Source organism: Candidatus Binataceae bacterium (assembly GCA_035500095.1).
GTDB lineage: Bacteria > Desulfobacterota > Binatia > Binatales > Binataceae > JAKAVN01.
The window spans coordinates 1-26,913 of sequence record DATJXN010000122.1 but is presented as its reverse complement, the minus strand read 5'-3'; the positions used below and the strand labels follow the sequence as shown (position 1 = coordinate 26,913).

Annotated in this window: 27 protein-coding genes; 9 read left to right on the top strand and 18 right to left on the bottom strand. The window is 66.7% G+C overall.

Features of this window, described 5'->3' with window-relative positions:
* The 9 genes from VMI09_12900 to VMI09_12860 form a co-directional block, all read right to left on the bottom strand.
* Positions 1–1,054: S1 RNA-binding domain-containing protein (locus VMI09_12900; protein ID HTQ25585.1), on the bottom strand; the 1,054-nt coding region annotated here is incomplete at its 3' end.
* A gap of 69 nt (positions 1,055–1,123) precedes the next feature.
* A complete protein-coding gene (gene cmk, locus VMI09_12895) occupies positions 1,124–1,804 on the bottom strand; it encodes a (d)CMP kinase (GenBank protein HTQ25584.1) in 681 nt (226 codons plus the stop codon).
* Positions 1,801–2,664: a prephenate dehydrogenase/arogenate dehydrogenase family protein gene (locus VMI09_12890; GenBank protein HTQ25583.1), complete on the bottom strand. Its 864-nt coding sequence runs from the start codon at positions 2,662–2,664 to the stop codon at positions 1,801–1,803. Before VMI09_12890 ends, cmk begins: the two co-directional genes overlap by 4 nt.
* 249 nt (positions 2,665–2,913) lie before the next feature.
* Positions 2,914–4,026, bottom strand: a complete 1,113-nt coding sequence (gene hisC / locus VMI09_12885; protein HTQ25582.1) for a histidinol-phosphate transaminase — start codon at positions 4,024–4,026, stop codon at positions 2,914–2,916.
* Between the two features lie 22 nt (positions 4,027–4,048).
* Positions 4,049–5,200, bottom strand: a complete 1,152-nt coding sequence (pheA, locus tag VMI09_12880; protein HTQ25581.1) for a prephenate dehydratase — start codon at positions 5,198–5,200, stop codon at positions 4,049–4,051.
* Positions 5,201–5,269: 69 nt separating this feature from the next.
* A complete protein-coding gene (locus VMI09_12875; protein ID HTQ25580.1) occupies positions 5,270–6,244 on the bottom strand; it encodes an acetyl-CoA carboxylase carboxyltransferase subunit alpha in 975 nt (324 codons plus the stop codon).
* Between the two features lie 41 nt (positions 6,245–6,285).
* The gene (miaA, locus tag VMI09_12870; GenBank protein ID HTQ25579.1) at positions 6,286–7,305 is read right to left on the bottom strand and encodes a tRNA (adenosine(37)-N6)-dimethylallyltransferase MiaA; all 1,020 of its coding nucleotides are present in this window, start codon (positions 7,303–7,305) and stop codon (positions 6,286–6,288) included.
* A 3-nt stretch (positions 7,306–7,308) separates the two neighbouring features.
* Positions 7,309–9,255: a DNA mismatch repair endonuclease MutL gene (gene mutL, locus VMI09_12865; GenBank protein ID HTQ25578.1), complete on the bottom strand. Its 1,947-nt coding sequence runs from the start codon at positions 9,253–9,255 to the stop codon at positions 7,309–7,311.
* Between the two features lie 86 nt (positions 9,256–9,341).
* Positions 9,342–10,103 (bottom strand): glucose 1-dehydrogenase, encoded by a 762-nt coding sequence (locus VMI09_12860; protein HTQ25577.1) that lies wholly within the window; start codon positions 10,101–10,103, stop codon positions 9,342–9,344.
* Positions 10,104–10,280: 177 nt separating this feature from the next.
* Here VMI09_12860 and rpmB point away from each other — a divergent pair, with 177 nt between their 5' ends.
* Positions 10,281–10,517, top strand: coding sequence for a 50S ribosomal protein L28 (rpmB, locus tag VMI09_12855; protein HTQ25576.1), 237 nt, complete (start codon positions 10,281–10,283; stop codon positions 10,515–10,517).
* Positions 10,518–10,565: 48 nt separating this feature from the next.
* Here rpmB and VMI09_12850 read toward each other — a convergent pair whose 3' ends face one another.
* Positions 10,566–10,868 carry an ArsC/Spx/MgsR family protein gene (locus tag VMI09_12850; protein HTQ25575.1) on the bottom strand — a complete coding sequence of 101 codons (303 nt, stop codon included), beginning with the start codon at positions 10,866–10,868 and terminating at the stop codon, positions 10,566–10,568.
* Positions 10,869–11,074: 206 nt separating this feature from the next.
* On the opposite strand from VMI09_12850, the gene VMI09_12845 reads away from it, so the two are divergent.
* On the top strand, positions 11,075–11,806 hold the full coding sequence (locus VMI09_12845) for a hypothetical protein (protein HTQ25574.1): 732 nt from the start codon (positions 11,075–11,077) through the stop codon (positions 11,804–11,806).
* Between the two features lie 49 nt (positions 11,807–11,855).
* Here the strand turns inward: VMI09_12845 and VMI09_12840 are convergent, their stop codons facing one another.
* From VMI09_12840 to VMI09_12830, 3 genes are all read right to left on the bottom strand, one after another.
* Positions 11,856–11,996 (bottom strand): hypothetical protein, encoded by a 141-nt coding sequence (locus VMI09_12840; GenBank protein ID HTQ25573.1) that lies wholly within the window; start codon positions 11,994–11,996, stop codon positions 11,856–11,858.
* Positions 11,997–12,042: 46 nt separating this feature from the next.
* A complete protein-coding gene (locus tag VMI09_12835; GenBank protein ID HTQ25572.1) occupies positions 12,043–12,519 on the bottom strand; it encodes a hypothetical protein in 477 nt (158 codons plus the stop codon).
* A 77-nt stretch (positions 12,520–12,596) separates the two neighbouring features.
* Positions 12,597–13,751 (bottom strand): sigma-54 dependent transcriptional regulator, encoded by a 1,155-nt coding sequence (locus VMI09_12830; protein ID HTQ25571.1) that lies wholly within the window; start codon positions 13,749–13,751, stop codon positions 12,597–12,599.
* Positions 13,752–14,305: 554 nt separating this feature from the next.
* Here VMI09_12830 and VMI09_12825 point away from each other — a divergent pair.
* The gene (locus VMI09_12825) at positions 14,306–14,560 is read left to right on the top strand and encodes a hypothetical protein (GenBank protein HTQ25570.1); all 255 of its coding nucleotides are present in this window, start codon (positions 14,306–14,308) and stop codon (positions 14,558–14,560) included.
* A 150-nt stretch (positions 14,561–14,710) separates the two neighbouring features.
* Here VMI09_12825 and VMI09_12820 read toward each other — a convergent pair whose 3' ends face one another.
* Positions 14,711–15,256, bottom strand: a complete 546-nt coding sequence (locus VMI09_12820) for a mismatch-specific DNA-glycosylase (GenBank protein ID HTQ25569.1) — start codon at positions 15,254–15,256, stop codon at positions 14,711–14,713.
* 123 nt (positions 15,257–15,379) lie between these two features.
* Here VMI09_12820 and VMI09_12815 point away from each other — a divergent pair, with 123 nt between their 5' ends.
* Entirely contained in the window at positions 15,380–15,907 is a 528-nt protein-coding gene (locus VMI09_12815; protein HTQ25568.1) for a hypothetical protein, read from the top strand.
* Positions 15,908–16,013: 106 nt separating this feature from the next.
* Here VMI09_12815 and moaA read toward each other — a convergent pair whose 3' ends face one another.
* On the bottom strand, positions 16,014–17,003 hold the full coding sequence (moaA, locus tag VMI09_12810) for a GTP 3',8-cyclase MoaA (protein ID HTQ25567.1): 990 nt from the start codon (positions 17,001–17,003) through the stop codon (positions 16,014–16,016).
* 401 nt (positions 17,004–17,404) lie between these two features.
* Between moaA and VMI09_12805 the strand changes: the two genes are divergently transcribed.
* The 3 genes from VMI09_12805 (at position 17,405) to VMI09_12795 (ending at position 21,554) form a co-directional block, all read left to right on the top strand.
* Complete coding sequence (locus VMI09_12805) at positions 17,405–18,214, top strand: ABC transporter ATP-binding protein (protein HTQ25566.1); 810 nt, start codon at positions 17,405–17,407, stop codon at positions 18,212–18,214.
* A 215-nt stretch (positions 18,215–18,429) separates the two neighbouring features.
* Positions 18,430–18,582 (top strand): hypothetical protein, encoded by a 153-nt coding sequence (locus tag VMI09_12800; GenBank protein ID HTQ25565.1) that lies wholly within the window; start codon positions 18,430–18,432, stop codon positions 18,580–18,582.
* A 125-nt stretch (positions 18,583–18,707) separates the two neighbouring features.
* On the top strand, positions 18,708–21,554 hold the full coding sequence (locus tag VMI09_12795) for an MMPL family transporter (protein ID HTQ25564.1): 2,847 nt from the start codon (positions 18,708–18,710) through the stop codon (positions 21,552–21,554).
* A gap of 15 nt (positions 21,555–21,569) precedes the next feature.
* Here VMI09_12795 and VMI09_12790 read toward each other — a convergent pair whose 3' ends face one another.
* On the bottom strand, positions 21,570–21,905 hold the full coding sequence (locus VMI09_12790; GenBank protein HTQ25563.1) for a gamma-butyrobetaine hydroxylase-like domain-containing protein: 336 nt from the start codon (positions 21,903–21,905) through the stop codon (positions 21,570–21,572).
* Positions 21,906–22,011: 106 nt separating this feature from the next.
* Between VMI09_12790 and VMI09_12785 the strand changes: the two genes are divergently transcribed.
* Positions 22,012–22,488, top strand: coding sequence for a flavin reductase family protein (locus tag VMI09_12785; protein ID HTQ25562.1), 477 nt, complete (start codon positions 22,012–22,014; stop codon positions 22,486–22,488).
* A 43-nt stretch (positions 22,489–22,531) separates the two neighbouring features.
* On the top strand, positions 22,532–23,581 hold the full coding sequence (locus VMI09_12780; GenBank protein ID HTQ25561.1) for an isocitrate/isopropylmalate family dehydrogenase: 1,050 nt from the start codon (positions 22,532–22,534) through the stop codon (positions 23,579–23,581).
* Between the two features lie 99 nt (positions 23,582–23,680).
* Here the strand turns inward: VMI09_12780 and VMI09_12775 are convergent, their stop codons facing one another.
* Together VMI09_12775 and gspD are read right to left on the bottom strand one after the other, a co-directional pair.
* Positions 23,681–24,601, bottom strand: coding sequence for a lysophospholipid acyltransferase family protein (locus VMI09_12775; protein ID HTQ25560.1), 921 nt, complete (start codon positions 24,599–24,601; stop codon positions 23,681–23,683).
* A gap of 171 nt (positions 24,602–24,772) precedes the next feature.
* The coding region (gspD, locus tag VMI09_12770; protein HTQ25559.1) for a type II secretion system secretin GspD at positions 24,773–26,913 on the bottom strand (2,141 nt) is incomplete at its 5' end.

Sequence of the window (26,913 nt, the reverse complement as noted above, 5' to 3'; positions counted from 1 at the left end):
GCGAGATGCGGCGATTGGCTTCGTCGACGCCGAGCACCTGCACCTCGACCATGTCGCCCTGGTTGACGACCTTGGACGGATGCACGGCGCGCTTGCTCCAGCTCATCTCGGAGACGTGGATCAGCCCCTCGACGCCCTTTTCGAGCTCGACGAAAGCGCCGTAGTCGGTGACGCTCACGACCTTGCCCTTGAGGCGCGCGCCGGCCGGATAGTTCTCCGCCGAGTGCGCCCACGGGTCGGGCATGATCTGCTTCATCCCAAGCGACACGCGCTCGCGCGCCGGATCGTACTTGAGCACGACCACCTTGACCTTGTCGCCGACCTTGACCGCTTCCGACGGATGCTGCAGGCGGCCCCACGACATGTCGGTGATGTGCAGCAGGCCGTCGAGGCCGCCGAGATCGACGAAGGCGCCGTAGTCGGTGATGTTCTTGACCACGCCTTCGAGGATGACGCCCTCTTCGAGCACCTTGAGCGTCTGCTCCTTGAGCTCCGTCCGTTCGCGCTCGATCACGGCGCGGCGCGAGACCACGACGTTGCCGCGCGCGCGGTTGAACTTGAGCAGCTGGAAGCGCCCGCGCTGGCCGACGTAGCGGTCGAGGTTGCGCGCCGGACGGATATCGACGTGCGAGCCGGGCAAAAACGCGGGCACCCCGATATCGACCTGCAAGCCGCCCTTGACCTTGCCGAGGATCACGCCCTCGACCGGGACTTCGTTCTGGAAGGCGCGCTCGAGTTCGCGCCAGACCTTGAACTTCTCCGCCTTGGCGTGCGAGAGCATCACCGTGCCGTTCTCGGTCTCGGTGCCCTCGAAATAGACGTCAACCTCGTCGCCTTCCTTGACCACGGGGCTGCCCTCGTGGTCGAGGAACTCGGCGAGCGGCACCTGGCCTTCGCACTTGTAGTTGATGTCGATGATGACGCTGTCGCGCGTGATCAGAAGAACCGTTCCGGTGAGGACATCGCCGGGGCGGGGAGCCCGAAGGCTCTGTTCCATCAGCGACTCGAAGTCATTATCTCCTCCATGCACCTTGTCAGACAACTCTTTCTCCATTTAGTGGGACCTTCCCCGGGATTCGAGGCTACAGCAATGCATACCGCCCAGCCTTCTGCGTTTCAAGACCTAAGCCGCGCCGACGCGCGCGCTGACGCGCCGAACCATCAGCGCCACAATTTCTTCGACGCTCATCCGGCTCGCGTCGACCGCGATCGCGTCGGGCGCGGCCTTAAGCGGCGCCAGTTCGCGCCCGCGGTCGCGCCGGTCGCGCTCGCGCAGTTGCGCGAGCACCTCCTCGCGGGTGATCGCGGCTCCGCGCGCGGCAAGCTCCTGGTAGCGCCGCTCGGCGCGGACCTCGGCGCTCGCGTCGAGAAAAAATTTGAATTCGGCGTCCGGAAAGATCGCGGTGCCGATATCGCGCCCTTCCATCACGACGCCGCCGCGCGCGCCGGCCGCGCGTTGCAACTCGCGCATCCGCGCGCGCACCGCGCCGAGCGTTGAAAGGCGCGAGGCGCTTTCGCCGATTTCGGGCGCCCCGACTTCGGCGCTGATATCGCGGCCGTCGAGCATGATGCGTCCGCCGGAAAACTCGATCCGCGCCTTGCCGAGCAGCGCGTCGAGCTTCTTTTCGGCGTCGGGATCGTCGTCGCCGATTCCGGCGGCGCGCGCCGCGACCGCAACCGCCCGGTACATCGCGCCCGTGTTTACGTATTCGAAGCCCAGCACCTCGGCAAGGCGCCGCGCGACGGTCGATTTGCCCGCGCTGACCGGCCCGTCGATCGCAATTACCGGACGCGCGCGCGTCACTTGAGCTCCTCGCGCATCGCGCGCCCGCGGTTGAAAATTTCCTCGAAACGCGCGACGTCGCCGTCGGCGATCGCGCGCTCGAACTCGTCCAGCGCGCCGCGGAAAAGTTTGAGCGAGGCCATGATCGCGTCGCGATTCGTCAGCACGATATCGCGCCACATCTCGGCCGAAGAGGCCGCGATCCGCGTCGTGTCGCGCAGCCCCCCCGCGCCGTAAGCCGCCGCCTCGCGCCCGCCCACCCGCTCGCCCGCAAGCGCCGCGGCAAGGGCGCTCGCAACCACCTGCGGCAGATGACTTGCGCGGGCGAGGATTTGATCATGCTCGTCGGGCGCCATCCGCTCCACGCGCGATCCGGTCGCCTGCCACAGGCGCTCGACGCGACCGATTGCGTCGGGCGTGCTGCGCGCCGACGGCGTGATTATCGTGCGGCGTCCGATAAACAGGCTTTCATCCGCGGCGATCGCGCCCGTGGTCTCCTTACCGGCCACCGGATGCACCCCGACGAGCGCCATCCGCGGGCCGAGCAGCGGCTCGAGCGCGCGCACCACCCATCCTTTGACGCTGCCGACGTCGGTTATGACCGCTTCGGCCGGTAGATAGGGCGTCATCGCGGCCAGCGTCTCGGGCATCGTGCGGACCGGCACGGCGAGCATCACGAGGTCGGCGCCGCGCGCGGCCTCCGCGGGGTCGCGCGTCGCGCCGTCGACGATCCGACGCTCGAGCGCAACGTCGAGGTTCTTTTGCGTGCGGCCGAGCCCGACCACGCGCTCGACCAGGCCCTCGCGTTTGGCGATGAGCGCGAGCGAGCCGCCGATAAGGCCCACTCCGCACACGGTCATCTGCTTGAACAGCGCGGTCATCGGGTCAGTTCCAAACCTTTGTTTCGTCGTCCTGAGCGAGCGTTGCGCGAGTCGAAGGATCCCGATCTTTCCGCCTGCCGAAAGATCGGCCTTCGCGATTCGCGCACGCGCGGGGATTGCAGCTTCGGACGTCAAAACGTGAGATGAGAGCGCCGCGGTCCAGGCCGGGCGAGGATCAAAGGTAGCACATCGGCCGGCCGCGCGCTCACTTCAGAGGGTCGAAAATTGTGAATTTTCCGAAAAATTCCGCTAACGCGGCTTTTCGGCCTTAATCACGCGCTCCAGCGCGGCGACCATCCGATGGTTCTCCTCTTCGAGCCCGACGCTCACGCGGACGTGGCGCGGCAGGCCGTAACCGTTCATCGGACGGACGATTACGCCCTGCTGAAGGAGCTTTTGGTAAACCGCGCGGCCCTCGCCCACCTCGACCAGGATGAAGTTGGCCTGGCTCGGTAAAAACGGCAGGCCCAGGCGGCGGAACTCGCGCTCCAGGTATGCCATACCGCTCGCGTTGACCTCGAGCGTGCGCCGCACGTGCTCGCGGTCGTCCATCCCGGCCTCGACCGCGACCAGGCCGAGCGAGGTGATGTTGAACGGCTGGCGCACGTTGTTGAGCAGCCGCGTGATGTCCTCGCGCGCGACCGAATACCCGACTCGCAGCCCCGCAAGGCCGAAGATCTTGGAAAAGGTGCGCAGCGTCACCAGCATCCGGTTCCCGTCGTGATCCTGCAGCGAGTCCGGGTAGTCGGGGTCGCGGACGAACTCGAAGTAGGCCTCGTCGGCGACGACCACCACGCGCTCGGGCACGCGCCCAAGAAAGCGGCGCCACTCGGCCTTGCGGTAGATGGTGCCGGTCGGATTGTTCGGATTGCCGAGGAACACGAGACGCGTCTTATCGTCGATCGCCGCGGCCATCGCGTCGAGATCGAAGACGTAATCCTCGCGCAGCGGGACGACCTTGGCCGCGCCCCCCGAGGCCGCGATCGCAAGCTGATAGATCACGAAGGAGTGCTCCGCGATGACGGCGTTAAGGCCGGGGCGCAGAAAGAGATAGACCAGCAGGTTCAGGATCTCGCACGAGCCCGACCCCATGAAGATGCGGTCGGGGCTCACACTGTGGCGTGCGGCGAGCTTATGGCGGAGCGACCAGCTCGAGCCGTCGGGGTAGCGATGGAGGTCGGCCAGCGCGGCCTTGATTGCCGCGACCGCCATCGGGGAGGGTCCGACCGGATTTTCGTTGGAGGCGAGCTTGGCCGGCTCGCCGATACCCAGCTCGCGCTGGACCTCTTCGATCGGCTTGCCGGGCTCGTACGGATGGAGCGCGGCAACCGCGGGCAGAACCAGATCGTCGGCTTTTATCAAGGCGCTTATGCGGGCGGCCGTGCTATGCGGCGGGCTGCCTGCCCTCAGGATACGACCCCAGGACTTTTAAAAAAAGAGCTGTGCGCTCGAGCGCGACGAGCGCGCGCTTGAGGCCGGGATCCTCGCGATGGCCTCCGAGGTCGACGAAGAACAGGTACTCCCACGGACGCGAGCGCAGCGGGCGCGATTCGATCTTCGAGATATTGATCCGGTTGCGGGCGAAGATGCCGAGCGCCTGGTTCAGCGCGCCCACCCGGTCGCGCACCGCGAACAGCGCGGTGGTCTTGTCGGCGCCGCTGCGGCCCGCCGGATGACGCCCGATCACCAGAAACCGCGTGGTGTTCTGGGCCGAGTCCTGGATGTTGCGCGCGATGATTTGCAACCCGTACGGCGCCGCCGCAGCCTCAGAGGCGATCGCCGCCGCCTCGGACTCGCCCGCCGCGCGCTGCGCCGCCGCGGTGTTGGACGCCGCCGCCTCGAGCCGCGCCTGCGGAAAGTTGGCCGCGAGATAGTTGCGGCACTGCGCGAGCGACTGCTGATGCGAGTAGATCGCGCGAATCGCCGACGCGTCGCCCGCGCGCGACATCAGGGCGTGGCGAATCGGCAGCAGCACCTCGCCGATAATCACGAGCGGCGTGTCGATCAGAAGGTCGAGCGTCAGCGTCACCGAGCCCTCGGTGGAATTCTCGACCGGGACCACGCCGAAGTCGGCGCGCGAGGTGTCGAGCGCGGCAAACACCGCCGCGATCGAGGGCTGCGCCGCGAACTGGGCGCTTGCGCCGAAGCGCATCCGCGCGGCCTCGTGCGAATAGGTATGCTCCGGGCCGAGGTAGGCGACGCGCAGCGGATGCTCGAGCGCGGTGCAGGCCGAGATTATCTCGACGAAGATGCGTCTTATGTGCTCGCCGGCAAGCGGCCCCTCGTTGAGCGCGGTGACCCGGTCCAGCACCGCGCGTTCGCGCGCGGGCTGATAGATCGCGGCGCCGCTTGCCTGTTTCAGATGGCCGATCGCCTGTGCCGCCCGGGCGCGCTGGTTCAGCAGGCGCACGAGCTTGACGTTGATCGCGTCGATCTGCGAGCGCAGCCGGTCGATTCCGTCGAGATCCGTCGAAACCGCCGTGGCCGCGGCGGCGCGGGTTTTGGGTTTTCGCGATAGGCTTGCGCGCGAGGCCATTTCGGATGACGCGATCCCGGACGGTTTTGGACGTTATACTGGGGCGACGTTATAGCGGAAAGCGGCTGCCTAACCCAACGGGCGGCGATCTTCGGCGCCACGGTCCGCGATGAACGCCGCGCCCATCGCGGCAAACTTCTTCTCGCGTTCCTCGCGAAGCCGTATCGGCGAGAGCCGCAAGAGCCGCGCAAGATAGCGCTCGATCGCGCGGCCCAGCGCCTCGGCGGCGTGCCGGGGCTCCTGATGGGCCCCGCCGGGCGGCTCGGGCACGACCTCGTCGGCAACTCCCAGCCGCAAGAGATCGGGGGCCGAGAGCTTGAGCGCCTCGGCCGCGTCGGCGACGCGCTCGGGACCGCCTTCGCGCCAGAGGATCGCGGCGCATCCCTCGGGCGTGATTACCGAGTAGCAGGCATTCTCCTGCATCAGGACGACATTGGCGACGCCGAGCGCGAGCGCGCCGCCCGACCCGCCCTCGCCGATCACGCAGCCTATGATCGGCACCTCAAGACGCATCATCAGCTCCAGGTTGGCGGCGATCGCCTCGGCCTGCCCGCGCTCCTCCGCGCCGAGTCCCGGCTCCGCGCCCTGCGTATCGATAAACGTGATCAGCGGAAGGCCCATCCGGCCCGCCAGATCGTACATCCGCGCCGCCTTGCGATAGCCCTCGGGATGGGGCTTGCCGAAATTGCGCCGGATCCGCTCCTGGGTCGAGCGGCCGCGCTGATGGCCGACGATCGCGACCGCGCGGCGCCCCAGGTAACCGAGGCCGGCGACGATCGCGCCGTCGTCGGCGAAGCGGCGGTCGCCGTGAATCTCGAAAAAGTCGCGCACCAGGTGCTCGACATAGTCGAGCGTCTGCGGACGCGAGGGGTTGCGCGCAAGGCGCACGCGCTCGATAGCGCTTAACGCCGCCGGCTCCGAAGGTGGCGCGGCGGGCCGCCCTTTCGAAGCCGGGCTCGAGGCACCGGCGATCGAGGCGGCCGCGGCGGAACTGCCGACTCGGGACTTTGCCGCGCGGGGTCGGGGATGTGCGGTCGTCGTCATCGAAAATTCCGAATCAAGTTCTGAATCAAGACCTGCTGAAGCTAGAGGCTCTCGGCCTGCCGGCCCGCGAAAAAAGCGTCCAGTAGGCTGAAAGCTTCCTGAAGCCCATGCTCCGCGTCAACCCATACGATTTCCGGATCGGCGCGAAACCAGGTGAGCTGGCGCTTGGCCAGGCGGCGCGTGTCGCGCTTGGCGAGCTCGACCGCCTCGAGGAGCGTCATCTCGCCGCGCACGGCCGCGGCGATTTGCCGGTAGCCGACGGTCTTAAGCGGCGGCTTGTCCGGGTCGTATCCGGCTGCGAGCAAACGGCGCACCTCCTCGACCATCCCGCGCGCGACCATCTCGTCGAAACGCCGGTTGATCGCCTCGTAAAGCCGCTTGCGCTCCGCCGCGAGGCCTACGGTCAGCGTCTCGTACTCGCGCGCGGCAAAACGATGGCCTCGCTGATGGACGCTAATCGGCTGGCCGGTCAGCCGAAACACTTCGAGCGCGCGCACGATACGGTAGAGGTCGCGATGGCCGATGCGCGCGGCGGCGGCGGCGTCAACTTCGGCGAGGCGACCGTGCAGGTACTCGACGCCGCGCTCGGCGGCGAGCGCCTCGAGCTCGCGGCGGACTTCAGGCGCGGCGGGGGGCCCGGCGAAGATTCCGCCGCGGAGCACGCGCAGGTAAAAGCCGCTGCCCCCGACCACGATCGGGTTACGCCCGCGCGCCGCCACCTCGGCGATCGCGGCGCGCGCAAGTTTCAGAAACTCCGCCACGTCGAGCGGTTCGCTCAATTCGCGGAGGTCCAGCAGATGATGCGGCACCCGGCGCCGATCCTCGGCGCCGGGCTTGGCCGTGCCGATGTCCATACCGCGATACACCTGGCGCGAGTCGGCGTTGACGATTTCGGCGTCGAGCCGCGCGGCGAGGGCCATCGCGGCCGCCGACTTGCCGACCCCCGTCGGCCCGACGATAAACCCGACGCGGATCGCGCGCGGCGGCCCTGCGGGCGTGATCGGGGATGCCGCGGAATCTCGCGCCGCCGCCGCGGCGGTCGCTGTTTTCGCCGGATTCATCGGCTAGCGCCGGAACATCCGTTCGATAAGGCCCCGGTTCCATTGAATATGGACCGGGCGGCCATGCGGGCAGTTGGTCTTGAACTCGGTGCGATCAAGTTCTTCGAGCAGCGCCGAAATTTCGGGCTCGCGAAGCACGCGGCCGACGCGCACCGACCCGTGGCAGGCAAGCTGCTTCAGCAGATCGTCAAAGGCCGTGGCGCCGCCCGCACGGGATCCCTCAAGGCGAAACCCGTCTGGTCTAAAGCCCTCTTCGCCCATCGCGTCGATCATCTCGCTCAACAGGCGCGCGCCGCCCTCGGCGCCGAAGACCGCGGGCGCGCCGTTGAGCAGCACGGTTGCGGGGCCGAACGGCTCGAGCTCGAAGCCCATGGCGCGAAACTCATCCAGCGCCGCAAGCACCTGCGGGGCGCGCGCCGGATTGAGCTCGATCGGCACGGACGTGAGCATCGACTGGACGCGGATTCCGCCCGCGCGCGCCTCGGCGCGCAGTTTTTCGAAGGTGACGCGCTCGTGCGCCGCGTGCTGATCGACCAGGATAAGCCCGTCGTCGCCCTCGAGCGCGATATAGCCGGCGAAGACCTGGCCGATGACCCGCAGCCGCGAGTACATCGGGATCTGCCGCTCGGGAATCTGGCGCTCGGAGCCGGGACGGCCGAGCGGGACGACGTTGGGAGCAATCTGGGCGGCGATCCCGGCGCCGCCGTTCATCGCTGCCGCGGCCGGCGCGGCGGCGGAGCCGGCGGGCGAGTCATAGAGCGCGGCGACCTCGGCCGCCGTGCTCGAATTCCATCCAAGGCCGAGCGCGCGCTGCTCGGCGCGAGCGAGCGCCGGCGCGTCGGGCACCAGGCGAAGCAGCCGCGCGGCGGCGGCGTCCGAGGGCGCGATCAGCGCGCCCGCGGCCTCGGGGCGCGCCGGCACGGGCGACGGCGCGCCGGGCGGGCCGTCGGCGACCGTCTGATCGGCGAGCCGATCGCGGAGCGCATGATAGACCGCCTCGAACACCGCCCCCGAGTTGCGAAAGCGCACCTCGGTCTTCATCGGATGAACGTTCACGTCGACGTCTTCGGGGCGCATCTCGACGAACACGGCGGCGGCAGGATAGCGCCCGCGCGGGATCAGCGTGTCGTAGGCCTGGGCGACCGCGCGCTGCAGGACGCGGTCGCGCACGGCGCGCCGGTTGACGAAGGTAAACACCATCCGCGGCGTCGGATAAGAGTCCTGGCTTACCGCGGCGAGGCCAAAGACGCGCGCACCCGCGCGCGCCGAGTCGAAAGCGAGCATCCGCGAGGCGAGCTTCGCGCCATACAGCTGGCGCATCCGTTCGAGCGGCGAAACCGCGCGCGGGAGGTCGTAAACGACGCGGCCTTCGGCAACCAGCTTGAACGCGACGCGCCAGTTGGCGATCGCAAGGCGCGCGATCACGTCGGCCGCAGCGCCCTGCTCGGTCGCGAGGGTCTTGAGGAACTTGAGTCGCGCCGGGGTGTTGAAAAAAAGCTCGCGGATTTCAATTCGTGTGCCGGGCGCGGCGGCGCATTCGCGCGCGAGCGAAATTTCACCCCCCGAGGCGGCGATTTCGACTCCGGCGAGATCGGCGGCCCGCCGCGTGAGCATCCGCAGCTGCGCGACGCTGGCGATTGAGGCCAGCGCCTCGCCGCGAAAGCCCATCGTGCGGACCGCGGCGAGGTCGGCGGCGTCGCGAATCTTGGAGGTCGCATGGCGGCGGAGCGAGAGAATCGCGTCCTCGCGGCCCATCCCGCAGCCGTCGTCGCCGACCGCGATCAGGCCCGCGCCGCCGCGTTCGATCTCGACGCTTATCGATTTTGCGCCCGCGTCGAGCGAATTTTCGACCAGCTCCTTGAGCGCCGAGGCCGGCCGCTCGACCACCTCGCCCGCCGCTATCTGGCTCGCCACCCGCTCGGGCAGAATATGGATCAGCCGCTCCGCCATCCCAGGCCCCGCCGTAAAGGAAAACTACAGGACAATGCCAAAAGCATGGAGCGTTTGGGCGCCCGACTCAAGCGCGCCGGCATACTTCACTTCGCCATGTATCCCCCGTCGACCGACATCGCATGGCCGGTCACGTAGGAGGCCGCATCCGAGCAGAGCCACGCCACCGCCTCGCCGATCTCGGAGGGCTCGCCCAGGCGCTTCAGCGGCTCGGCCGAGGCGAAGCGCTGCTCCATCTCGGGACGGTTGCTCAAGAGCCGCCCGAGCATCGGCGTGCGGATCGGCCCCGGGCATACGCAGTTGACGCGGATTTTTTCGCGGCCGTACTCGAGCGCCGCGGCGCGCGTCAGACCGACCACGCCGTGCTTGCTGGCCACGTAGGCCGGCAGCCCCGGCGAGCCGGTAAGCCCGGCGGCCGACGCGGTGTTGACGATCGCGCCGCCGCCGCGGCGCAGCAGGTGCGGGATTTCGGCCTTCATGCAGAAGAAAACGCCGGTCAGGTTGACCGCGATCGTGCGGCTCCATGTCTCTTCGGTGCACTCGGCCGTCCGCGCCATCTTGCCGTCGATCCCGGCATTGTTGAACGCGCAATCAAGACTGCCCCACGACGCGATCACACGGGCGACGAGCGCCTCGACCTCCGCCAGTTTGGAGACGTCGGCGCGCATAAAGAGCGCCTCGGCGCCCGCCTCCCTGACCATCGCGAGGGTCTCTTCGCCGCCCTCGGCCGCGATATCCGAGAGCATCATGGTGGCGCCCTCGCGCGCGAAGATGAGCGCGGTCGCCCGCCCGATACCCGATCCGGCGCCCGTTATGAGCGCAACCTTACCGCCTAGCAGTGGAGTCATCGTCTTCAATCTGACCTCTTCAGTTTTAGGCTCGGGCTTAATTTGCGCTCTTTAATTTTCCCGCCCAAGCGGATAGGGTGGATGGTTCGATTCGGGCCGAATTTAATAATCGTGATAGAGCGGTCCGGATTCCGAATCTAGCAATTCTGACAAAAGCCATCGAAGCGGAACAATCAGATGCGAACCTGTGAAATTTGCGGCAAACGCCCTTCCGTGGGCAACAACGTAAGCCACGCCAACAACAAGACCAAGCGCCGATGGCTGCCGAATTTGCAAGAAGTGCGCGCGGCCGACGGCGGCGGCGTCAAACGGATCCTGGTCTGCACGCGATGTGTGCGCAGCGGCCGCGTGACCAAGGCCGCCCCGGCGGCGCAGGCGCGCCACGGGGCCGCATCCGCCGCCGGGCGGCGCTGACTTAATTCCTGCTTCGCAAAACTCGTCGTTTCCGAGGGGTTCCGCGAGCTAATTTACCACCCCGATCAGCGGCAGCAGACGCTCGGGCGGACGGGCGATTACCGCCTTGCCCCCCTTGACCACTATCGGACGCTGCATGAGTTCCGGATGCTTGAGCAGCAGCGCGACCACGGCCTCGGCCGAAACGTAGTCGGCGGCCTTCAATCCCAGCTCCTCGAAGCGGCGATCCTTGCGCACCAGTTCGGCGGCCGACGTATCGAGTATCGCGACGATATGCTCGAGCGCGGTGCGATGGAGCGGAGTCTTGAGGTACTCGACGATGTCGAACTCGACACCCCGCGCGCGGAGCAACTCCAGCGCGCCGCGAGAATTTCCTCAGCCCGGGTTATGATAGAGTGTGATCTTGTTCATCATGCCGCCCCCCCCAGACGACGCACTTTTGGTGCCAGGCGCTTTGCTTCCGTGTGGCCGTCGACCTATGCTCGATCAAAATACCAAGCGGGTAAACCTTTTTTCTCGCTGGGCGTTTGAGGTTACGCACAGGCAAGGAACGGCCGATGACGATCGATCTGATAATGCGAAGAGCGAACTGGATCGCGGCGTTACCCGCCGCGGCCGCGTTTGCATTGGTGACGCTCGGCGCCGGCGCCGCTCGTGGGGCGGCGCATTCCACCGAGCCGTCCGAAATTGCCCATCGCAGCGTGCCCGCAATGGCTTCGCCGAAGATCGCGACGCTGCAGATGTCAACCGGGGTGACCGGAGTGCTCGCTCCGCCCCAAGCGGGTCAACCGCTCGGCGGTCATGAGCTCCATTTCCAGGGCCGCGTAGGCGGCAATCTGTACATGATGAAGACCGAAGCGAACGGCGCATTTTCGACCATGCTGCCCGAGGGGGATTACGACCTGCGCGGGATGCACGGCGCGGCGATCGTGCGCGGCGTCAGCGTCGGCTCAAGCCCGGTCAACCTCGGCCAGGTGAGCCCGCCCGGCCCGTACAACGTGTGGCGGTTTTTCGAACGCCAGGAAATCGGCGAGGCGATCGTTCAGAGCCCGGCGCCTGCTACGGCATACTTGCCCACCTCGAACGGCGAGGCGCTGCCGATCTCCGTGAGGGAGGTCCGCAGTCCGGCGGTGATGGGAGCCGGAGCGCAGGGACAGGCGCTCCCGCCCGCCGAGGTGATACCTTCGCAGATATACCAGCCGACCGTGATTCCCCCCGGCGCCGACGTGCCCATGCCCGGGACCGCTCCTTCCGAAGACAGGGCGCCCGCAGGAAGCGGCGAACCTTAAGCGGCGCCGTCTTGAAGCGGGGCCGTCTTGACCGCCAACCCTGACGGATTCAGCTCGAGGGCTTGAGAGCGCCGACCGCGCCGGGATGCGGACGCTCGACGGTCAGGCCCACGTCCTGGCCGTACGAAGCCTCGAGATTGTTGCCGAGTAAAGAGAGAAAAATTCGACCCGCGGCGACGGGCCCTAACAACCAGAAGTCAGGACCTCGCCGCCGCGGGACCGGGGGGAGAGAGCGTTTAGACTTTTCTTCCGGCTCGATGCATCGAAAGAGCAATCTGGCCGCCGGGCCGGCGTGGGGAGGCGTATGGATGAATTCTCGCGATGGCGTGCACGGTCACCAGCGCGCCTTGTGAACCAAGCAGCCGGAAAAGCAGGACCGGCGCCGAGCGCCTGAGCGTCACGCTGAACGACATCCGGTCCGGCGCCGCCTCGGCGCGAACGACTTCCCCGCGGTTCAACCCATGAACCTCGGCCGAGCGGGCCGCCGCATGGACGGCGCGTGCGGGCGCATCGGGGAGGAAAACGGCCGCCGCGATAGCCATCCGCGTAGCGTCCACCTGGAGGCGAGCCTGCAGATCCCAACGCGCGAGGAGATCATGCGTGACGAGGGCGCCCGCTCCGGTCGTGAGCATCACGCTCGCGACGAAAATCCTGACCCATAGCGCAAGCGGAGTGCCGCGGCCGCCGTGGCGATGCGGCCGGTCAGGGCTCATCGTTGCGGCCGTGGGCCTGTTCGCTTCGGCATCCAATTCTTCGCCGTCCATTTCGACGCTCTGCCGGGCGCGAGCCTTCACGCCTTCACCAGCCTGAGGCCGGCGGGGCGCATCGCGAAGCCGCCGCCCTCGTCCTCGCGGCCGAAACTCTCCATGCCGTAGCGCATCAGCATCCGATAGAGCGTGGTGCGCGAGACGCCGAGAATCCGCGCCGCGCGCAGCCGATTGCCGCGCGCGTGGCAGAGCGCGCTCACCAGCGCCTCGCGCGTGAGCTCGCGCAGAGAAGAAGGACCGGACCGGACCGGCTCGGAAGGTAAAGCCGATCCGGCCCCGACGGGTTGCGGGGAGAGGGACGCAACCGTCGCGGCTACGCCTGGATTTGAAGGCAGCTCGGTATCCAGGACTGCGCCGGGAAGACTTTCAAGATCGATTCGATCGGAGTCGCTGAGCAGCAGCGCGCATCGGATCGCATGTTCCAGCTCGCGCACGTTGCCCGGCCATCGGCAGGCGAGCAGCCGCTCCATCGCGCGGCGCGAGATGAACCTGACGGCGGTGCCGAACTCGCGATTGCAGCGCTCGACGAATAGCCTCACCAGGGCGTCGATAGCCTCGAGGCGATCGCGCAGCGGCGGCACCGTCACCGAAGCGACGTTGAGACGGTAGAACAGGTCGGCGCGAAACCGGCCCTCTTGCACGGCCTTGCGGAGATCGCGGTTGGTCGCCGCCACTATCTGCACGCCGACCTTGCACGTGCGCGTCGAGCCGACGGGCTGCACTTCATGGTACTCGACCGCGCGCAGGAGCTTCGCCTGCAGCGCCATTGGCAGCTCGCCAACCTCGTCGAGAAAAAGCACGCCGCCTTCGGCCGCCCTGAAGTAGCCCTGCGAATCCTCACGGGCGTCGGTAAACGCGCCCTTGACGTGGCCAAACAGCTGGGATTCCGCCAGCGTGTCGACGAGGTTGGAGCAATTGAAGGTGACGAAAGGACCGCGTGGCTCCGGGCGCAGGTTCCTGACCGCGCGCGCCACCAACTCCTTGCCGGTACCGGATTCGCCGTGGATGAGAACGGTCGTGCGATGGGCGCTGAGACGGCCAAGAAGACGCATCAGTTCCGTCATCGCCGCCGACTTTACGACCATGTCGCCGACGCTATCGGTGCGGCCCATCAGGCCGACGTCGAGCCATTCGCCGTCCGCTCCGCACGCGCTTGCCGTCGCGTTCAGACGAGCCATCAGTTCTGCGATTCGATTCGACAAAGGATCCCTCGTCTGGGCATTGCCTCGATCTTTTTCCAGTCCGGCGGATGATTGGTTCGGCATACTTGACCGAACGCTGAGCAATTGCCGTACCATAGATAGAAAGTGCATATGATTACTTAATAAAGATTAAATAAAGGTCAAAAAATCGATTAAAACGTTGCGCAATCGTCTCACGACGTTGCTCTAATGCGCTCTTATTTAGCTAAATTATGCACATGTCTGCGCTCCGCACGACCTCAAGCCCCCCGCACGCCTGGAGCGCGCGCATGGATGCTCGGGCCGGACTCGGAACCTGCGACATCCTGGGAGCGGTCGAAACGGCGTTGCGTGATGGCAACGCTGGGTTGCGACGTCGCGCGTGGTACCAGCGAAAGGTGGGTTTAGGAGGTTTTCGCCAATCATACCGCGTGGCACGCGGCATGCTCCTCCCACCGCAAGGGTCGGTGAGCAGACTTATGCAACTGGCGGTTTTTTTTCCGCCAAGGGGGAGAGCACGCTTGGCCTTGGAACGAGCGGCTGAAAATCGAGTGGAACATACCGTCTTCAGGAAGCGTCTCTCCTTCACGCGCGCTCCCGACTGGATAAAGTGCGAGCTATGCCAGCGCAACGGGGAGCATCTACCGGCGCGTTTTGTGGTCGCGGTGGACGACGAGGCCGATCGGCCGCCACCGACCGATTCCAAGACTCTGCGGCTTCTGTGTGTCGATTGCTCGGCCTTGGTCGAAGGAGCGATCGACGCCGCGGAGTGGAAGCGCCGGACCAACTTCAGCATGGCCAAGTAGCCGTTAAGGGGCTGGAAGTTTTAAGGGGGGGATGAGGTCAGTAAGGGGGGGAGATAAGGGGCCGGCGGAAACGCCGGCCCCTTTTGCATTCCTCTTCCTCGATTGCTCGCCAGTACTTGCACGCCGGCCTTTTGGTGAGCCGCGCCGCTCTCAGCCGGCGAACTCGCGCAGCCGCTCGAACCACACGAGCTTGTGTTTGAAGCCGGGAAAGCTCGCGTTGAGGCCGCTTGGGTTGGGCAGCACGAAAACCCGCGCGCCGTACAGAAGCTCGGGCTTGGCGCCTGCGCCGGCGTTTGCGACCTGAGCGGCCGAGGTCCCGCGCGAATCCCTGCCGAAGAATTCCCGGAAGAATTCCCGATATATCGTAATTCCGACGAAGGCGACGACCTCGGGCCGCAATCGCCGAACCTTGGAGGCGAGCGTCCGTTTGCCGCGCTCGATCTCCTCGCGGTTCAGTTCGGCCGCGGCGCGCGTCGCGCGCGGGCAAAGATTGGTGAGCGCGAGGCCGAATTCGGCGAGCCGGCGATCTTCGGTATGCGTCAGTTCGACCGGAACGAGCCGGGCCGCGAACAGGAGCCGCCAGAACGGATTGCCGGGGCTGGCGAAGTGATGGCCGACCGCTTCCGAGCGCAGGCTCGGATTGATCCCGACGAACAGGATTCGCGGCCTCGGGATTAGGATGTCTTTGAGAGGCACGGCCTAACTACTAGGCGATCGGCTCCGTCGCCGCCAAGGGAGCGCGCGGCGCGGATTGATCCCGCAAAGCATTTGCTAAAAAAGTGTTTGCCGATCCTCCTCACGCCTATTACTCGTGGGGAAATGCCTTCGCTAAGCCATGTCCTGACGCAGTGGCACGATTTCTACGCGCTTATCGGCGGCGCGGCCGCGACCCTGGTCGCGCTCATGTTCGTCGCGGCTTCGATCGGCGCCGGCGTCTTCACGATGAAGCATCAGGCCGGCGTCCGTACCTTCCTTTCGCCGACCGTGGTTCATTTCACGGCGGTCCTCGTCATCTGCCTGTTCGCGAACATCCCGACCGACAACCGCACGCTGCTCGGCGCGCTCCTCGGATGCGTCGGCGCCGTCGGACTGGGCTATTCGGGATGGGTCTGGCAGCGGATGCTGAAGCACGGCATCGCCGCCTCGATCGATACCGTGGACCGTCTCTGGTATGCGCTGCTGCCGGTTCCGGCCTACCTGATGGTTATCGCGGCGGGAGCGGAGCTGTGGCGCGGTTACGTCCGCGGTCTCGACGTTCTAGCCGCGGCGCTCATCCTGCTGCTGCTTATCGGGATCAGAAATGCGTGGGACATGACGGTCTGGATCATCGACCGCCGCGGGCAGTGAGCACGACCGACGCGCTCGTCTATGGATGCGAAAAAAGAGCGGTTCGGGATCGAATCGGGGATTCCGCGCGTGCGAGTCACCGCGCGGCGCGAAGCGTTCTCCAGAATTACCCGCCGATCTGGTACATCGAGCGCTCGCGCGTCGAGCGGCCCTCGAGCAGGTGATGGCCGGTCGGCTTGAGTTCGACCGCGCGCATCAGGATGCGCGCGACCGCCTCCATCCCGCCCCCCGTGCGAATCGCCTTGCGCACGTCCATCTCGTCGTCGTTCAGCAGGCAGAGATGGAACTTGCCGTCGGCAGTAAGCCGCATCCGGTTGCACGTTCCGCAATAGGGCTCGCTCACCGGGCTGATGAAGCCGACGACGCCGCTTGCGTTGGGCAGCCGGTAGTTGCGCGCCTCGTCGGAGGGATTGCTAGATTCGAGCTCGTAGAGCGGCCCGAGCGCCACTTCGATCCGCCGCCGCGTCTCGATGTTCGAGACGTAGCGCTTGATCGAAACCGCCGCGCATTCGCCGCCGCCCAGCGGCATCAGCTCGATGAACCGCACGTGCCAGTCGCGCGCGATCGTAAGCGCGGCGAGGTCAACCACGTCCTCCTCGTTGTAGCCGGCCGCCACCACCGCGTTGAGCTTGATCGGGACCAGCCCGGCCGCCTCGGCGGCCATGATCCCCTCCCACACGCGCGCGAAACTGCCCCATCGCATCTGCCGCTCGACGGTAAGCGGATTGAGGCTGTCCAGGTGGACGTTGATTCGCCTAAGGCCGGCCGCCTTAAGGGGCGCCGCGAGCTTCGGCAGCAAGAGCGCGTTGGTGGTGAGCGCGAGGTCGCCGAGGCCGGGGACTGCGGCGAGCCGCTCGACGATTTCGAGCAGGTCGGCGCGCAGCGTCGGCTCGCCGCCGGTCAGGCGAAACTTGCGAAAGCCGACGCGTACGGCGGCTCGCACCACCAGTTCGATTTCGGCGGGCGTGAGCAGCTCTTCGCGCGGCAGAAAGCGCAGGCCGTCGAGCGGCATGCAATAGACGCATCGGAGATTGCAGTTGTCGATAACCGAGATGCGCAGGTAGTCGATTTCGCGGTTGAACGAATCTCTTGGCATTTTCCGGCAGTCCGGGCCCGCCGCTGCCGCCATTTTCGAACTGACCTATGAGGCAGGGCCGACGGGCGAGTCTCCAACTCAATTCTAGTCGCGCCCGCCGCGCGCATACAACGGGCGTCGGGCTTCTTCCACTCCTGCGCCCTCCTCCCCCGTATTTATGCGTCAATCGCCGTAACATCCCCCGAGAATCGGGGGAGGGAATTTACGACGGCTTCGCCGGTCTGGTCTGTTCCGGCGCTGCCGGTCTGGTCTTTCCGGCGCTGCCGGTCTGGTCTGTTCCGGCGCTGCCGGTCTGTCAGTCCTCTTCCCAATCGACTAGAGTTGAGGCCCGCGCTGAATCCCTATCGCCCGCGATGCCCCCGAGCAGTGCAAAACCCTCACACGCGACGCCCTCCGAGGCAATGCGCGAAGCAAGCCTGCCGATAATCGAGGTCGCGGGGCTCCGCGTCGACCGCGACGCGCTCATCCTGGATTCGGTTGAGTGGCGCGTCGAGGCCGGCCAGCATTGGGTCATCCTCGGCGCCAATGGTTCGGGCAAGACCTCGCTCTTGAGCGTGCTCACCGGCTATCTCGCGCCGACCGCCGGAACGATCCGGGTGCTGGGCGAGACTTACGGCCGCGCCGACTGGCGCGAGTTGCGCACGCGGATCGGCCTGGTCAGTTCCTCGATTCGCCAGTTGATGCCGCCGCATGAGAACGCGCTCAACGCGGTCGCCAGCGGACGGCGCGCGATGATCGGAATGTGGGGCGAGGTCGGCGAGGCCGAGGCACGGCGCGCAGCCGAAATCCTGCGCGAGGTCGAAGCCGAGTACCTGAGCGAGCGTCCCTGGCGCTTCCTTTCCCAGGGCGAACGCCAGCGGGTGCTGATCGGACGCGCCCTGATGGCCGACCCGCGGCTGCTAGTGCTCGACGAGCCGTGCGCGGGTCTCGACCCGATAGCGCGCGAGCACTTCTTGGCGTTCGTCGAGCGTCTGATCGGGCGCGCCGGCGCTCCCACCCTCGTCCTCGTCACTCATCACGTCGAAGAAATCGTGGCCGGCTTTTCTCACGTCCTCGTGATGCGCGCGGGTCGCGTGCTCGCCGCCGGTCCGCGCGCGCAAGTGATGACCTCGGCGACGCTCAGCCGCGCTTTCGACGCGCCGGTGCAACTGTCTTCGGATCGCGGCCGCTACTCGCTGGTGGTCGGGGCGGAGCCGGACAAGGTTGTCTGACAGGGGAAATGGTCCTTCGGCCCGTAAACGTCGCGCGGGCGACGATTTTCCCCGCAGTTTCAAATGTTTTCCCTATCGTCTCGCCGGATCAAACCTGATAGCGTTTGGGATGGATGCCCGTTCGCCGGGCGTCCGTCGCGTCGACCGCGGACGCTTTGCGCTCGCGGCGATCGCAAAGGGGAGCTCGCCGCCGAGAGGCGCGCAGGGAAAACATCATGGGCTGGAGGCTCGGGTTTGTACTGGTTGTAGTTTCGATCGCCGTGGCTTCGGCATTGGCCGCGCGCGGCGAGCCGGAGGATGAGGCGGTGGTGCGGGAAGAGGCGGCCAGGCAACTGAGCGCGCTGCGGGAGCATCTGCTCGGGCGTTGACCGGTCAGGGTCAGCCAAACCAAAATTTTGGCGGCATACGACGGACTCCGGCTCGCGGCGCCCGCGGGGGTGTTTTACCCTTCCCATCCTTCCTCTCCCACCCGCGCCGGGAGAATTACTTGAGCTTGAAATACCGAATTTTCCGCGCGCTTGCGCAGATCAGTATCGAGCGGCCCTACCTGGTGCTGCTGTGCGCGCTCGTGCTTTCGATAGCCTCGGTCTTCTACACCAGGGCGCGGCTCGAATTTCGCACCGGCCAGGAAGATCTGATAACGCCGAACAGCCGCGCCTCGCGCGACTATCTCGATTATACTCGCGAATTCCCCGACCTTGACGGCCTGGTTATCGTCGTGCGCGCGGCGCCCGATCCGGCGCGCGCCGAGCGCTTCGCCGACACGCTTGCGGCGCGGCTTGGCGCCGACCGCGCCAACGTCAAGACGGTCTTTTACAAGATCGACGCCGGCGCGTTCGCCGACCGCGCGATGCTCTACATGACGGCGGCCGACCTCGATGCGCTGGCGCAAAAGCTTCGCGCCGCCTTTCCGATGCTCGGCGGCTATGGGGCCGATCCGAGCCTCGCCGGCTTCTTCGCGATGGTCAACGCGGGAATCGAGCGCCAGATTCGGGCGCAGATGCCCCCCGGGATGCAGGCTGAACTGGCGCATAGGACGCGGGCCGGAGCCGCGCGGATGAGGCCGCGCGCGCCCGCGCCGGCTCAGGATTCCTCATTCGCCGCGGCCGCCGCTCCGCCTCCCGGGCCGGAGGCCCTCGACGTCGGCGCAATCGACACGGTGCTGAACGGGATGCTCGCCGACACCGACAACGCAAAATACATCTCGCCGTGGCAATCGATGATGCAGGCGGGCGCCCCGGACAGCGCGCAGGGCCACGGTTACCTGGTCTCGGACAACGGCAAGTACCTGCTGCTGCAGGTCGCGCCCGGCGACGGCGTCAAGGACGGCCCCGATCCGGTCGAGGCGATCGAGAGCGACCTTAACGACGTGCGTGCGAAGTTTCCGGGCGTGATGGCCGGGATGACCGGCGGGCCCGCGCTCGCGCACGCCGAAGAGACCACCACCGCGCACGACATCGCGCTGGCCTCGATGATCGCGATCGGCAGCAACGTCTTCCTGCTGGTGGTTCCGTTCACGGCGGTGGTCGAGCCGTTATTTGCGGTGCTGGCGCTGCTCGCGGGCGTGGCCTGGTCCTTTGGCTTCACAACGCTCGCGATCGGCCATCTCAACCTGCTGTCCGCGGTCTTCACCAGCGTGCTCGCGGGAATCGGAATAAACTTTCCGATTCATCTGATGGCGCGTTACGACGAGGCGCGCCGCGAGGGCGCGAGCTCGGCGCAGGCGATAGAACTGGCCGTGGTCAATACGGGCACGGGCGTGTTCGCCTCGGCCTGTATCATGGCGCTCGCCTTCCTGACGCCGGTGTTCACGGATTTTCGCGGAATCGCGGAGCTCGGAATCGTCTCAGCCGCCGGACTGTTCCTCTGCCTGATTTCGGCGCTGCTGGTTTTTCCCGCACTCGTAGTGCTGCGCGATCGCTACCGGCCCGCGCGTACGCGTCCGCAGCTCGCCCCGGCAGCGCGCTCCTCGATCCTCGAAGCCGCCTTCCGCCGCCCGGCGCTGATCGTCGCAACCGCCGTGGCAGTGACGATCGGCGCGCTGCTCCTAACCGGCCGCGTCCGTTTCGACCAGAACCTGCTCAAGCTGCAGGCCGAAGAGACCGAGGCGGTCAAATACGAAAACCTCCTGCTCAAGGATTCGGGACGGTCGTCGTGGTTCGCGGTCTCGCTCGCGCGCTCGCTTGAAGGGGGCGAGGCGCGCGCTGCGGCCTTTCGCAAGCTGCCCGAGGTTTCCGACGTCGAAACCATCTCGACCTATATTCCCGATGACCAGGCGGCCAAGCTCAAGACGCTGCATGGGCTGAGCGCGATGCTTGCGCCGATCGAGATGGCGCCGCTTAACCATCCGGGCGACCCGGCGCGGCTTGCGCGCGAGCTCCAGCAATTGGCCGGCCGACTCTCGATGGTCGCCCCCGCCGACGCCTCGGGAGCGGCGGCGCGCACCGCGGCGCTCGCGCAAACCGCGCTGGATCGGCTCAAAGGCGACCCCAAGGCGTTTGCCGGCTACGAGGCAAGCACCAATGCCGACCTGCGCGCGCGCCTCGGCGAACTCAAGCGCGATCTCAATCCGCCTGCAGTGACGGCCGCCAACCTGCCCAAGGTGGTACGCGACCGTTTTATCGGCCGGAGCGGACGCTTCCTGGTCCAGATCTATCCGCGCGGCGACGTGTGGGAGGATGCGGCGCTCAGCCGCTTTATCGGCGCGCTCAAAACCGTCGATGGAGACGTGACCGGGCCGCCAGTGCAGACCTACAACATCGCGACCGTGATGCGCCGGGGCTATGAGCACGCCGCGATGCTGGCGCTCTTCGCGGTGTTCGTCTTCGTCTTCGCCGATTTCCGCAACCTGCGCGATACCGCGCTCGCGACCGTGCCGCTGCTCTTCGGGGGCGCCTGGATGCTCGAGGCGATGGGCTACATGGGCTGGGAATTCAACCTGGCCAACCTGTTCGCGGTGCCGATCCTGATCGGCACCGGCGTGGATAACGGCGTCAACATGCTCTACCGCTGGCGCGAGGAGCGCGACAAGTCGGCGCTGATCCTGACCAAGGCGGTGGGCAAGTCGGTGACGATCTGCTCGCTCACCACCATCGCGGGCTTCGCCGCGCTGATCACCGCCGAGCATCGCGGGATTTCGAGCCTCGGATGGGTGCTGAGCCTCGGCGTCACGCTGATCCTGGCCGCGACGCTGGTGGTGCTGCCCGCGATGTTCGAGCTGGTGGGGCGGCGAATCGAGGGCGAGCGTATCGCGCCGCCCGGAGCGCCGGTCCCCAAACACGCCCCCGAAGAGGAACCGCCCGCGCCGCCCAAGACCGCCTCCGGTGGATTGCGCCGCTGACCGCGCGCGGGTCCCTCAGCTTCCGGTAATCGGATTTTCCGGCTCGGCCACGCAATGCGCGCAGCGGCAGTTCGCGCGCAACTCGCTCGCGGTATAGAGCGTCTCGTGCCCGTCCACCCATCCGAGGAACACGCCGCGCTCGCCGAGGCGCGACAGCTGCGAGAGGCGCTGGCTCGCCGGAGGTATCTCGCCCGCAATTGCGCCGCCGCACGCCTTGCATGGGCATCCGCGGCGCAAACTCTCCAGCGGATAGATGCTGTCGTGGCCGTCGGCCCATCGGACGCCGATGGCGTAGCGGCCGACTTCGTTGAGCGCGGCGATGGTGGGCGTCTTTGACTTGTTCGGCGGCATTGATGCACTCTTTGCTTGCATCAACTATAGCATCGCGCGCGTCCTTCACCGCCAGACGCAGCGAAGACGCGCGAGGTCGAACAGAGAGAGCATCCGGAGAAACACCATGGACGAAAATGCAAAAAAGAAAGCCCTGCTGATGATCCCTTACGGACTGTTCGTGTTGGGCGCGCGCCACGGCGACAAGCAGACCGTCGCGACCGTCAACTGGCTCACGCAGGCGAGCTTCAAGCCGCCGCTGGTGGTGGTCGGAATCAAGGCCGACTCGACCGCACATGCGCTGGTCAAGGAGTCGAAGGTTTTCACGCTCTCGATGCTCGGGACGGGACAGAAATCGATCGGCACTGCGTTCTTCAAGCACGTCGAGCCGGCCGGCGGCAAGTTCGGCAACTGCTCCTTCGAGGCGGGCAAAAACGGCGCGCCGATCATCAGCGATGCGCCCGCCGCCGTGGAGTGCAAGGTGGTCGGGTTCCACGAGCTCGGCGACCATAGCGTGGTCATCGGCGAAGTCACCGAAGGCCATCTCAAGCGCGAGTCCGAACCGCTGACGCTCAAGGAGTGCGGCTTCAACTACGGCGGCTGACTCCCGCGCTCGCGGCGCTTCGGCAATATCGAAGAACGTGGCGATGAAAAGAGTCGTGGTGCTGCCGGGGGACGACGCCGCGCCGGAGACGGTCGGCGCGGCGATGGAGGTTTTGCGTGCGCTCGGCCCGGAAATCGAGTACGTCGAGTTTCCGCCTGGCGAGCAGTGGGTGCGGGGCAAGACCGCGATCGACGCGCGCGCGGCGATCAACGCCTCGGATTCGACGCTGTTCGGCTCGACTTCGGGCAAGACCGCCGGGATCTTCTACCTGCGCTGGGGCAAGGACACTTACGCCAACGTGCGGCCCGCGCGCTACCTTCCGGGCGCGCAGAGCCCCCTTAAGCATCCCGAGGGTATCGACTACGTAATCGTGCGCGAGAACCTCGAGGATCTCTATCTCGGGCTCGAGGGGCCGCTAGAGGCGCTGGCGCCGCTCAAGCTGCACAGCCGCATCGCGCGCGCCGCGCTCGACACCTCGATGCCGGGCAGGTTCGCGATCAAGGTGATCACCGAGCGCAACTGCAAGCGGATCGCGGAGTTCGCGTTTCGGCTCGCGCGCAAGCGCAAGGCGGCCGGCGGCAAAGGCAAGGTCACCGCGACGTCGAAGTACAATATGCTGCGCGAATCCGACGAACTGTTCCGCCGAATCGCCGAGGATGTTTCCGCCGGCTTTCCCGATATCGCCTACGAACAGTTCATCATCGACGACTTCGCGCGCCGCGTCGTGCAGAGCCCGCACGACCTCGACGTGGTCGTGATGCCCAACCTCTACGGCGACATCATGTCCGACGCCGCGGCGGGCACCTTGGGCGGCCTGGGACTTGCGCCCAGCGGATGCTACGGCGCCGACTACGCCTACTTCGAGTCGGTGCACGGCACGGCGCCCGACCTCGTCGGCCAGGGCATCATCAACCCGACCGCGACGATGCTCTCGGCAGCGATGATGCTCGAGTACCTGGGCTTTGCGGCCGAAGCGAATTGCTTCGAGAGCGCCGTGCGCAAGGTTTACGCCGAGGGCCGCGTGCTCACGCCCGACCAGGGCGGACGTTCGAACACGCGCGATTTCACGCGCGCGGTGATCGCGAATCTGTAAAGAAGCGATCGCCGCCAGAAGCGGCTCCCAGCCCTCCCTCCTTACAGAGAGGGAGAAAGGGAGCTTGCGGCCGTCGGGGCAAGCGCTTTTCCTGTTGTTTCAATAGAACCGCTGCTCGCCGGGCGGGCGCGTTTTCCATCGCCGATGGATCCAGTTCCAGTGGTCCGGATGGCGCCGCACCATGTCTTCGATCGTTTTGGTGTAGCGCTGCGTATTGAGCACGACCGCCTCTTCACGGTCGGCCGTGCGGATGGTTTCGATCGGCTCCATGCACTCGATGAAGTGGCGGCTGCTCACGCCGTCGCGCACGGCGAAAACCGGCACCACCGGCACACCGGTCGCGAGCGCGAGCCGCGCCAGTCCATCGCTGGTTGACGCTTTCAGCGAAAAGAAATCGACGAAGACGCCCTTGCGCACGTCGAGGTCGAGCGGCATCCCCACGATCCAGTTCTGCCGGAGCATGCGAAGCACTTCGCGTCCGGCGCCCTTGCGCGGGATGACGCGGTTGCCGAAACGGTTGCGCGCCGCGCATACCGCCGCGTCGATCAGCGGGTTGCGCAGCGGGCGATGCACGATCGCGACGCGATGCCCGTAAATCGAGTGCGCGAGGATCATTAATTCCCAATTGCCGAAATGGCCGGTCAGGATGAGGCCACCGCGCCCGCGCGACAGTTCCTCGCCGCGCCTCCAGTTCTCCATCCCGCGGTAGGTCACGAACTGCTCGATGTTGTCGGGTCCGAGCGTGGGAAAGTGCATCCACTCGGCGAGCGTGCGGCCCCAGTTTTCGTAGGTCGCGCGCAGGATACGCAACCGCTCGGCCGTGCTCGCGGCGGGAAAAGCGATCGCGAGATTGCGCATCGCCACCGGCCGGTCGAACCGGTCAAGACGCATCGCGAGCGCGCCCAGGCGGGCGCCCGCGCGGATGGCGCGCTCGCGGTCCAGCGCACCGAGCGGCGCGAGGAGTGCGCCCACCGCCGCGTACTCGAGGCGCGCGCGTAACCGACCGGTCTGACGAGCCATCGCGGCATCGAGCGTTCCAGAGTGAGGGCGCGCGCGCAAGCGCGGGCGAGAACGCGCGCAAACGCACCCGCCGGCGCTGGCGCCGGCCTCCGGCCGCGCCGCCTTACGGCGGCGCCCGGACCGGCTCGGATATCCGGGCCGCGCGCAGGGCGCGCGCGGCCCTCGCGCAAACTACGGATGCCCCGCGGCGACCGCCGCCGGAACCGCCGCGATCGCGGCCGCCGGCGCGGCCGGCGCCGCCGAGCCCGTGATCGACGGAGAGCTGGTCGCCGGCGCGGCCGTGCTCGACGTTGACGACGGCGTCGTCAGCCACGGAGCCGGCTTGACGCTACTCCGCGTGCTCGGCCCGATCTCTTCGGTATTGAGCGGCGTCGAAAACGAAGACGGCGGCGCAGTCATGCCCGACGATGGTGCCCCGAAGACGCCGGCGCCTGACATCGGCGCCATCGTCGCACCGCGGTCCTTCAAATCCTGCGCCGGCGATACCGGCACGCTGAAGCTGGGCTGGTAGAGCTGCTTGTACTGCTCCATCGGCATCTGATGCATCTCGCGCCGACCGAGCGCGCCGGTGAACTTCTGGCGTTCGTCAAGCGCGAGCGCGCGCAGGTCATCGCGGGTTCTAATCACGTGCGGCGTCAAGAACACCAGCAGGTTGAGCTTCTTTTTGTCGCTCCCGTTGTCGGTGAACAGGTTGCCGATCACCGGGATGTCGGAGATGAACGGTACCGCCGAGCGCTGGATGTCGTTTTCGTCGGAGAGCAATCCGCCGATGACCGCGGTGCGATGGTCCTGCACCATCACGGTGGTCGAGGCCGAGCGAATGGTCGTGGTCGGCCCTAGCGGATTGGTGTTCTGGTTCGTGGTGCCCTGGACGACGTTCGAGACTTCCTCGTACACGTCGAGCCGCACGTAGTCCTCCTGCGAAACCTGCGGAATGATGTCGAGCGTGATACCGACGTTCTGGCGGTCAACAGAATTGAAGATCTGGCCTGACAGCGCCGAAGTTGCGGTAGCCGATCCGACGAACGGCAGGTTCTCGCCAACCACGATCGTCGCCTCTTCATTGTCTGCGGTAAGCAGGGTCGGCGCCGAAAGAACGTTGCTGTGCGTGTCGGTCTGGAGCGCCGTCATCAGCGCTACATCGCACGGCACCTGGGAGTTGGTGCGAGTCGCATTGACGGTACCAGTCGAGCCGCTGGCCGTAGAGCCGGTTACCGAAGCGGCTAAGTTGACCGGGATGCTGCACATGCTGGACGAGGCGAGTCCGATCCCCAGCCCGGTGATGCCGAGCGGATTGGCCAGCGCGGACTGGAGCTGGCCAAAATTGAGCTGACCGACGCCGATCGTGCTGCCGCTGATGTTAGTCGCGGACTGGAAGTTGACCCCGATGTCGCGGGCGCGCTCGGCGCTGACCTCGACGATGATCGCCTGCACGAAGACCTGGATCCGCGGCACGTCGAGTTCTTCTATAACGCGGCGGAGCGTCTGGTAGTCCTGCGGTGAGGCGCTGATGATAAGGGAGTTGCTGGCCGGATCGCCGGTGATGTTGACCGCGTTTTCAAAATCGGGCGATTTGGAGCCGCCGCTGCTGCTCGCGCTGAGCGTTCCCCCGGTGCTGCCGAGGCTGCTGCTGCGGCTTCCCATCGGCGATCCCATCGCCCCGCCGAAGCTCGAGTTGGAACCGGAACCGCCAAACGACGCGCTGGAAGTGCCGAAACTGCCGGAACCACCAAGACCGCCGCCGTAACTGCCCATGCCGCCGATCCCGCCGCCGAAGCCCGCATTGAGCGAACCGCCGCCGAAGCCGCCAGAGCCGCCGCGCCCGAGCGAGTTGCGGCCGGTGGTCGGCGAGAGCGTCGACGGCGCGCCGCCGCCGCCGAGCAGGCCATTGAGCACCTGCACGATCTCGCCCGCCGACGCGTTCTTGAGCCGGTACACATGGATGCGCGAGTTCTCGTTGGGCGGATGAACGTCGAGCTTGACGATCAAATCCTTGATCGTCCGCATCTGCAGCGGTCCGGCCAGCACGATCAGCGAGTTCGTGCGCTCGTCGGGCACTACCTTGAAGCCGCCGCTCGGCCCCTGCGCCGAGGGCGCCACCACGCCGAGGCCGGGCCGCGGAAAGCGCCCGCCGGCGGCCTCCGGACCGGCCTCGCCGTTCATGATCTTTTCGATCTGCCCGGCGAGGTCGTCGGCGAACGCGAGCTGAAGCGGAATGACCTCGATATTCTGGTGCGTGCCCTGAACGTCGAGGCTGCCGATGATCCTGAGCAGGCGGTCGATATTGTAGGCGTTGTCGGTGAGGATCAGCG

Bases quoted from the DNA above. Each gene is read 5' to 3' on its own strand.
- VMI09_12875 (HTQ25580.1), bottom strand. From the start codon at position 6,244: ATGACGACGACCGCACATCCCCGACCCCGCGCGGCAAAGTCCCGAGTC.
- VMI09_12860 (HTQ25577.1), bottom strand. From the start codon at position 10,103: ATGACTCCACTGCTAGGCGGTAAGGTTGCGCTCATAACGGGCGCCGGA.
- moaA (HTQ25567.1), bottom strand. From the start codon at position 17,003: ATGCCAAGAGATTCGTTCAACCGCGAAATCGACTACCTGCGCATCTCG.
- VMI09_12780 (HTQ25561.1), top strand. From the start codon at position 22,532: ATGAAAAGAGTCGTGGTGCTGCCGGGGGACGACGCCGCGCCGGAGACG.
- VMI09_12890 (HTQ25583.1), bottom strand. From the start codon at position 2,664: ATGACCGCGCTGTTCAAGCAGATGACCGTGTGCGGAGTGGGCCTTATC.
- VMI09_12830 (HTQ25571.1), bottom strand. From the start codon at position 13,751: ATGGCTCGTCTGAACGCGACGGCAAGCGCGTGCGGAGCGGACGGCGAA.
- VMI09_12785 (HTQ25562.1), top strand. From the start codon at position 22,012: ATGGACGAAAATGCAAAAAAGAAAGCCCTGCTGATGATCCCTTACGGA.
- VMI09_12835 (HTQ25572.1), bottom strand. From the start codon at position 12,519: ATGAGCCCTGACCGGCCGCATCGCCACGGCGGCCGCGGCACTCCGCTT.
- VMI09_12800 (HTQ25565.1), top strand. From the start codon at position 18,430: ATGGGCTGGAGGCTCGGGTTTGTACTGGTTGTAGTTTCGATCGCCGTG.
- VMI09_12775 (HTQ25560.1), bottom strand. From the start codon at position 24,601: ATGGCTCGTCAGACCGGTCGGTTACGCGCGCGCCTCGAGTACGCGGCG.
- pheA (HTQ25581.1), bottom strand. From the start codon at position 5,200: ATGGCCTCGCGCGCAAGCCTATCGCGAAAACCCAAAACCCGCGCCGCC.
- mutL (HTQ25578.1), bottom strand. From the start codon at position 9,255: ATGGCGGAGCGGCTGATCCATATTCTGCCCGAGCGGGTGGCGAGCCAG.
- VMI09_12815 (HTQ25568.1), top strand. From the start codon at position 15,380: ATGCCTTCGCTAAGCCATGTCCTGACGCAGTGGCACGATTTCTACGCG.
- VMI09_12790 (HTQ25563.1), bottom strand. From the start codon at position 21,905: ATGCCGCCGAACAAGTCAAAGACGCCCACCATCGCCGCGCTCAACGAA.
- VMI09_12805 (HTQ25566.1), top strand. From the start codon at position 17,405: ATGCGCGAAGCAAGCCTGCCGATAATCGAGGTCGCGGGGCTCCGCGTC.
- rpmB (HTQ25576.1), top strand. From the start codon at position 10,281: ATGCGAACCTGTGAAATTTGCGGCAAACGCCCTTCCGTGGGCAACAAC.
- VMI09_12845 (HTQ25574.1), top strand. From the start codon at position 11,075: ATGACGATCGATCTGATAATGCGAAGAGCGAACTGGATCGCGGCGTTA.
- miaA (HTQ25579.1), bottom strand. From the start codon at position 7,305: ATGAATCCGGCGAAAACAGCGACCGCCGCGGCGGCGGCGCGAGATTCC.